This window comes from Synechococcus sp. R70.1 (assembly GCF_047461675.1).
In the GTDB taxonomy this organism is placed as follows: domain Bacteria; phylum Cyanobacteriota; class Cyanobacteriia; order Thermostichales; family Thermostichaceae; genus Thermostichus.
Genome location: NZ_JANSHR010000030.1, coordinates 35,379 through 42,732 on the forward strand (window position 1 = coordinate 35,379; position 7,354 = coordinate 42,732).

The 7,354-nt window shown below is 60.3% G+C and carries 6 protein-coding genes; 3 read left to right on the forward strand and 3 right to left on the reverse strand.

Annotation, left to right across the window (positions count from 1 at the left end):
- Nucleotides 1–12 precede the first annotated feature (12 nt).
- The 3 genes from NW807_RS05200 to rpsD all read left to right on the forward strand — a co-directional run bounded on the left by NW807_RS05200 (nucleotide 13) and on the right by rpsD (nucleotide 3,332).
- Nucleotides 13–1,374, forward strand: a complete 1,362-nt coding sequence (locus NW807_RS05200) for a nicotinate phosphoribosyltransferase (RefSeq protein WP_414395491.1) — start codon at nucleotides 13–15, stop codon at nucleotides 1,372–1,374.
- 103 nt (nucleotides 1,375–1,477) lie between these two features.
- Complete coding sequence (gene gmd, locus NW807_RS05205; RefSeq protein ID WP_414425459.1) at nucleotides 1,478–2,614, forward strand: GDP-mannose 4,6-dehydratase; 1,137 nt, start codon at nucleotides 1,478–1,480, stop codon at nucleotides 2,612–2,614.
- A 106-nt stretch (nucleotides 2,615–2,720) separates the two neighbouring features.
- Nucleotides 2,721–3,332: a 30S ribosomal protein S4 gene (rpsD, locus tag NW807_RS05210; protein ID WP_414395495.1), complete on the forward strand. Its 612-nt coding sequence runs from the start codon at nucleotides 2,721–2,723 to the stop codon at nucleotides 3,330–3,332.
- 6 nt (nucleotides 3,333–3,338) lie between these two features.
- On the opposite strand, the gene NW807_RS05215 is transcribed toward rpsD, so the two are convergent.
- From NW807_RS05215 to NW807_RS05225, 3 genes are all read right to left on the reverse strand, one after another.
- Nucleotides 3,339–4,862 (reverse strand): TolC family protein, encoded by a 1,524-nt coding sequence (locus NW807_RS05215; RefSeq protein WP_414425460.1) that lies wholly within the window; start codon nucleotides 4,860–4,862, stop codon nucleotides 3,339–3,341.
- A 134-nt stretch (nucleotides 4,863–4,996) separates the two neighbouring features.
- Nucleotides 4,997–6,070: a heme o synthase gene (locus NW807_RS05220; protein ID WP_414425461.1), complete on the reverse strand. Its 1,074-nt coding sequence runs from the start codon at nucleotides 6,068–6,070 to the stop codon at nucleotides 4,997–4,999.
- Nucleotides 6,063–7,112 carry a COX15/CtaA family protein gene (locus tag NW807_RS05225; protein ID WP_414425462.1) on the reverse strand — a complete coding sequence of 350 codons (1,050 nt, stop codon included), beginning with the start codon at nucleotides 7,110–7,112 and terminating at the stop codon, nucleotides 6,063–6,065. Before NW807_RS05225 ends, NW807_RS05220 begins: the two co-directional genes overlap by 8 nt.
- Nucleotides 7,113–7,354: the final 242 nt, after the last annotated feature.

Consider the following 7,354-nt stretch of genomic DNA (forward strand, 5'->3'; position numbering starts at 1 on the left):
CTTGAGGGTTCCATGGTCAGCCCAGACTTTTCCTCCCTACAGCCTCAAGACTATGGCCTGCTGACAGATCTCTACCAGTTCACCATGGCCGCCTGCTACGTGGGGGAGGGCCTGGAGAATCAGCCAGCGGCCTTTGAGCTATTTGTGCGGCGCTTGCCCACGGACTATGGCTACCTCATCGCCATGGGGCTAGCCCAAGCGGTGGAATACCTACAGCAGTTGCACTTTCCGCCGGAAGCCCTGCAGGCGCTGCGGGAGACGGGCATTTTTGCCGAGGCACCGCAACGCTTTTGGGAGCTGCTGGCTAGCTGCCGCTTTGAGGGGGATGTGTGGGCGGTACCCGAGGGAACAGCCGTCTTTGCCAACGAGCCCCTGCTGCGGGTGGAGGCTCCTCTCTGGCAAGCGCAACTGGTGGAAACCTATCTGCTGACGACCTTCAACTACCAAACCCTGATTGCCACCAAGGCGGCCCGCATGCGCGATGCTGCTGGAGATGAGGCCATTTTGTTGGAGTTTGGCACACGGCGGGCCTTCAGCCCCCAAGCAGGCCTGTGGGCAGCGCGGGCAGCTCTGGCGGCGGGGTTCAATGCCACCTCCAATGTCTTGGCAGCCCTGAAATTGAGACGCAAGCCAGCGGGCACAATGGCCCATTCTCTCGTGATGGCCATTGCCGCCCTCTCGGGGGATGAGACCCGTGCTTTTCAAGCTTTCCGGCGCTACTTTCCCCAAGCGGTTCTGCTGATCGACACCTACGATCCCATCCAAGGGGCGCGCACCGCCGCCCAGCTCTTTGCAGCCACCCAGCCGGATCAACTGGGATCCCGAGGCGAAATTGGTGGCGTGCGTATCGACTCTGGCGATCTGGAAGCCCTCTCCCGCCAGGTCAAGGCCATCCTGCCCCAGGGGGCGCCGGTGTTTGTCAGTGGCGATCTGGATGAATACGAGATCGAGCGGTTGCACCGCTCCCAGGCACCGATTAGCGGCTATGGGGTTGGCACCCGCCTGGTTACCGGCGAGGGGGTGAACGGAGTGTACAAATTGGTGGAGATCAACGGGATTCCCGTGGCTAAGGCCTCCTTTGCCAAAGCCACCCTGCCAGGACGTAAGCAAATCTTCCGCGGCCCAGAGGGAGACTTGCTCGGCCACGCTGACGAGACCTCACCCCCTGGCTACGAACCGCTGCTGCGCCAGATCATGCGCCGGGGCGTGCTGCTGGAGCCTCTGCCTGATCTAGAAGCCATCGCCCGCACTAGCCGCGCCTCGGTGCTGCGCTTACCGCCAGGGGTGCGGCAACTGCGCCAGCCGGATCCGTGGCCGGTGGCCCTGAGCCCAGCCCTGCAGCAGGTTAAAGAGCGTCAGCTTGGCTCTTCCTAGGCGTTAGTTCCCCTACAGAAGGCGTGCCTTATAATTTTTGCCTTAGGAGCTGCAGCTCTAGGTTTTGAGCTGGGCAATTTGCTGTCCTACGGGTGCTAACCCCATGACCCAACGTGCCTTGATTACTGGCATTACTGGCCAGGATGGCTCTTACCTGGCCGAGCTGTTGTTGCAAAAAGGCTACGAAGTCCACGGCATTATCCGCCGGGCCAGCACCTTCAATACCGACCGTATTGACCACCTCTACGTGGATGCCCACGATCCCACGGCTAGGCTGTTTCTCCACTACGGGGATCTCACCGATGGCACCACCCTGCGCAGGATCTTGGAGCAGGTGCAGCCGACGGAGGTGTACAACCTGGGGGCCCAATCCCACGTGCGGGTGAGTTTCGATGCCCCGGAATATACTGTTGATTCAGTAGCCATGGGCACCCTACGCCTCCTGGAGGCCATCCGCGACTACCAACAGCGCACTGGGATCCGGGTGAAGTTTTACCAGGCCGGCTCCTCGGAGATGTTTGGTCTGGTGCAGGAGATCCCGCAAAAAGAGACCACCCCCTTCTATCCCCGCAGCCCCTACGCCTGTGCTAAGGTCTACGCCTACTGGCAGACGGTCAACTACCGCGAAGCCTACAACCTCTTCGCTTGCAACGGCATTTTGTTTAACCACGAAAGCCCGCGGCGAGGCGAGACCTTTGTTACCCGCAAGATCACTCGTGCCGTCAGCCGTATTGTGGCCGGCAAGCAGGACAAGCTTTATCTAGGCAACCTGGATGCCAAGCGGGACTGGGGCTACGCCAAAGACTACGTCGAGGGAATGTGGATGATGCTGCAGCAGCCCCAGCCAGACGACTACGTGCTGGCTACTGGCGAAACCCACAGCGTGCGGGAGTTTGCAGAACGGGCTTTTGCTTTGGTGGGCATGCCCATTACCTGGCGGGGATCCGGACTGGAAGAACAGGGAGTCTACAAGGATCGCGTGCTCATTGAGATCGATCCCCGCTACTACCGCCCAACAGAAGTGGATCTGCTCTTAGGGGACGCCTCCAAGGCCAAGCGGGTGCTGGGGTGGCAGCCCAAGGTAACCTTTGCCCAACTGGTGGAGCTGATGGTGGTGGCAGATCTAGAGGCCATTGGCTTGGATCCGGATCCCATCTTGGGGGAGCGGCGCACCCTCAACGGCCTGCTCAGCGAGGATCGCGCCTTCATCCGCACCCAATTGAAGCTTCGCCGCGACTGATGGCAGCGGCTCCCTTGCCCTAAAAAGGGGCTGAGAGCTTAACATAGGAGATCGCCAATTTTTTGGCGTCCCACTTATTTATCTGCTGCTTTTGGAGAAAGCCTGCATGTCTCGCTACACAGGACCCCGCTTGAGGATCATTCGCCGCTTCGGAGGGCTTGACCTGCCTGGCCTGACTCGCAAGCGCCCCAAAAACACCAACCCCCCAGGTGTGCATGGGGCGGAGCGCAAGAAAAAGTCTGAATACGCCATCCGCCTAGAAGAAAAGCAAAAAGTCCGCTTTAACTACGGGGTGAGCGAGCGGCAGATGATCCGCTACATGCGCAAGGCACGCCGCTCCAAGGGATCTACGGGGCTAGCTCTGCTGCAGCTTCTAGAGATGCGTCTGGACTGCATTGTGTTTCGCCTTGGCATGGCCCCGACGATTCCGGCGGCGCGGCAGTTGGTGACCCACGGCCACATTGAAGTTAACGGCCGCAAGGTAACCATTCCCAGCTATGAGTGCAAGGTGGGCGATGTGATTACAGTTAGGAACAAGGAGTCCTCCCGCAGGCTAGTGGCTGCCTACGCCGAGTACCCAGGGCTGTTTTTGCCGGATTACTTGGAGTTTGACAAGGAGAAGCTGCGCGGCCGCATTAAGGATCTGCCTTCGCGCGAGCAAATCTGCGCGCCCGTCAACGAGCTGTTGGTAGTTGAGTACTACTCCCGCAAGCTCTAGGGATCCCTAGAGGCTGCCGATGGCCCGCCGCAGCTGGGTCAGAGCACGGTTGTAGGCAATCACCGCATTGGCAAGATTGCCGCGAGCAGTCGTGAGGGCGGCCTCGGCGTTGATCACCTCTGTCTGGGTGCCTACACCAGCCTGAAGGCGCAGCCGTGCTAGCCGCAAACTTTCTTCTGCCGAGGCGATTGCCACTTTGGCCGTCTCAATCCGTTCCCGGCTAGAGCTGAGGGTGAGGAAGGCCTCTTCTACGCTGCGTTGAATTTCATTCCGAGTGCCAACGAAATTGCTCACAGCCGCCTGCCTGTCGATCTCGGCTTGGCGAGCCTGGGCCTCCGCCCTTCCCCCATCAAACCAGGTCAAGTTAAAGTTAGCGCCAACCGAATAGCCGACATCGAAACTGTTGCGGTCGGCCCTAAAATCGTTTGCCGCGTCGAGACTGGCGAACAAACTAATTTGGGGACCGTTGCTAGCTTGGGCTAGGCGCAGCCGAGCTTGGGCTTGCTCCAGCTCTCGGCGCTGGCGCTCCAGCTCTTGACGCTTGGCAAAGGCAGCAACAATGGTTTCCTCTAGGCTCAGATCCCACTCTCCCATCGGCTCGACAGGCTCTTCAGCCAGCACATCGGTGGGACTGGGAAAGTTCAGCAGTTCGGCTAGGCGGCGACGACTCAGTTGTTGGTCGTTTTGGGCTGCCAGCAGGGCTTGTCGGTTGTTGGCCAATTCAGTCTCTGCCTGGAGGATCTCGAAGCGGGTACCCACACCGGCCCGTTCGCGGGCTTGGGCATCCCGCAGGGTGGCCTCAGAACTGGCAACCGCAGCCTGGCTAATGGCCACGCGGGCATCAGCGCTCTGCAGGTCGTAGTAGGCGTTGGCCACAGCTTGTTTCACTGTCTGCAGGGTTTGCTCGAGCTGCAGTTGGGCAACGCGCAGAGCTTCCTCAGCAAGCTTCAGGTTTTGCGCCCTGGCCCCGTTGTCGAAGGCTGTGTAGTCTAGCCGCAACACGCTGGCCGAGAGGGTATGGGATGGGCGGCTGGGCCCGCTGCCGGGGGCAGGAGGTTCGCTGTACTGGTAGTTGACGCGCGTGGAGAGGGTAGGGGCAAAGGCTGCTTGCGCCAAGGCCACGCCGGCTTCAGCCCGTTTGACGGCTAGCCTTGCTTGCTGTACTGCCGGGTTTTGGGCAACGGCAATCTCCAGCGCCTCTTGGAGAGATAGGCCCTCCCTCCGCTCAATACGCACCTCCAAAGGGGATTGAGGCGCCACTAATTCTTCCGCTTTGGTGGCCCCCTGCGGGACTGGGGGGGGAGTAGCAGGGCGGGCTCCGGGAGGAACAGAGAGGGTGGGAGGCAGGTTGGGAGTGCGGATGGCTCGGCTATCTAAGAGGAGGGAGGGGGCAGAGTCAGGCACTTCCGCTTGGGCAAGGGCAGGCAGAGCCCAGAGCAAGTTGACTAGGAGGCCCCAGGAGAGGTGGAACCCTGCTAAGCTTGGCTGGCCTCGAAGACGTTGAGGCCGCCCTTTGACCAGAGGCTGCATCGCTATCGTGCTGTTGCTCTCAAACATACCCACCCGTAGCAAGCAGTATCGCAAAACAAGGGTGGGCAATAGAACAGTTTTTCGCAAGCCCCGCAATGCTGCCGGCTGAGCCAACTAGGGTAATCGGTGAGTTGTCAACCCAGGGATCCCCCTTCTACCAGCTGGCCGGCCAGCGCCACTAGAGGGGCATAGATCCCCTGGAGAGAGGCAAGAGCTTGCTCCCAGAGGGCGTGGGTCAACGACCACCTGTCCAAGCCCATGGCGCCGCACAACAGCAGCAAGTAGAGGTTGGCAAAGGTGAAGAGAGAGGCTGCCCGCTCCCGATCCTGCGGCCTCCGCAATAGCTGCATGGCTTTCCAAACCAAAAGGGATCCCAGCAGCACTGCCGCGCTTAGGTACAAGGATCCCAGTACGTGCAAGGGGTAGACCAACAACAAGCTAACCGGAACCACCAGCAGCGCGTAGAGAAGAATTTGAGCGGCAGTTGGCCCTTCTCCGGCCACCACCGGCAGCATGGGCACGCCGGCGCGGGCATAGTCTTCTCGCTTTAGAATCGCCAAAGCCCAGAAGTGGGGCGGGGTCCACAGAAAGATGATGGCAAACATCACCCAGGCGGCCCAGCTCAGCTTGCCCGTAGCTGCTGCCCAGCCCACCAAAGGTGGGATCGCCCCCGCAGCTCCGCCGATCACGATGTTCTGGGGGCTGGAGCGCTTCAGCCAGTGGGTATAGACCCCTACGTACACTAGGATCCCTGCCATGGCCAGACCAGCGGCTAGGAGGTTGGTGAAATAGGCCAGTAAGCCGAAGGAGACCAGGGTAAGGATCCCGGCAAACACCAGAGCGTGGCGCACCTGAACGCGGCCAGCAGGCAGAGGACGGTGGCAGGTTCGCTCCATCAGCCGGTCGATATCGGCGTCGTACACCATGTTGAGGACATTGGCTGCTGCTGCCGCCATCCCACCCCCTAGGAGGGTGACGCCAAACTTGAACGGATCCGTATTGCCTGCCATCCACATGGCGCCAGCCGTGGTCACCAACAGCAAGGCGATGATCTTCGGCTTCACCAACTGGCTATAGCTGCGCAAAAGTTGGCCTAGGCTTGGGCACTGACTAGCCCCTGGCGTGGCGTTAAGGCCTCCGGCCCGCTGGCGCGAATGGCAAGCGGCTGGGCGGTAGCTTTGAAGGATCTCTGCCATGGAACTACTCATCAGTGATTGCTACAGCCGCGGCCCCTGGCTGAGTGCCAGCCCTGTCTTCTCCCTGCCTAGGGGCACTGTTGCGCAGGCGCCAGGCCAGCACCGTAAAGCCCAGCAAACACCCCAGCAAAGCTGCCCCAACCATCTGGTGGGCTACCGTCAAGGGCTCCACCTGCAGCCGGTAGCGATAGGTGAGAACACCAACCCCCACCTGGGCGAGCAAAAGCCCCACCGACCCATAGCCCAGCAGCTTGAGAATCTTTGGGACCCGCCGCCGACTTGTGGCCGCCGCCACCCCCACCACCGCTAGCGTGGCTGGAGCTACTCCCAGCAAGTGGCTGTTCATGACCCCACACAACTCGCCCGCGGCCAAGCACTGGTGCAGAGCCCATCGCGAGGCCACCAAGGCCCCCAAAAGACTCTGGACATACACCAGCAACACCGCCACCAAACCCAGCCAAGGCAAATAGCCAACTGCAGCTCTCCCCTCCAAGGCCTCCGGCCCGCTAGCGCAAATGGAAGAAGCAAAGCGCGGCAAAACAAGCAACCCGAGGGTGAGCAGCGTGGCAAAAAATAGCAGGCCCGTGCCCAGGTGGGCTGTCACAATGTCAAAACGCAACAGCTCCGTCACTGTCAGCCCGCCCAGGATCCCTTGGGCCACGACCAAGACAAAAGCCCAGCTCAGACCCCAGGGCAGCCAATTGGGCAAGGCCTTGCGCTTCAGCCAGGCAAACCCCACTAGCACCAGCGTGGCCAAGCCCACACCGGCAGCCACCAGGCGGTGAAACCACTCCAGAAACACCTGCAGGTTCATCTGCTCGGTGGGCAGCAGCTCTCCATAGCAGAGAGGCCAGTCTGGACAGGCAAGTCCAGCATTCATAACTCGAGTCGCACTGCCTAGCCCCATCAACAGCCAAGTGACCGCTGCTAGACCCAGCAAAGCTCGCCCCATGCGCAGGGAAATCTCCCTCCCTGGCAAGGGAAAGGCCTCCGGCCCGCTGGCGCGAACGGGACAAGAAGAGAGGAGGCGAGATCGAGAAATTGAGGGGTCCATTGCAGTTGAAAAAATACTTCAATCAGATCTGCCTCTAGAGAGAGGTCAACACTCTGCACTAAAAAGTCAAGACCAACAGCCAATGGTAATTTCAGTTACCGAATTCAGCCTATCTAGCTGCCCACTAGCTGGGTTAGTAGCCACTCAGAGGCAGAGGGGAGGTCTTTCTGCAACGGATTCTAAATGTGGCTTTGCGGTTGGCAAAGGCTTTTTAAGAATTTCTTTGTGCTGAGCTACGCTTC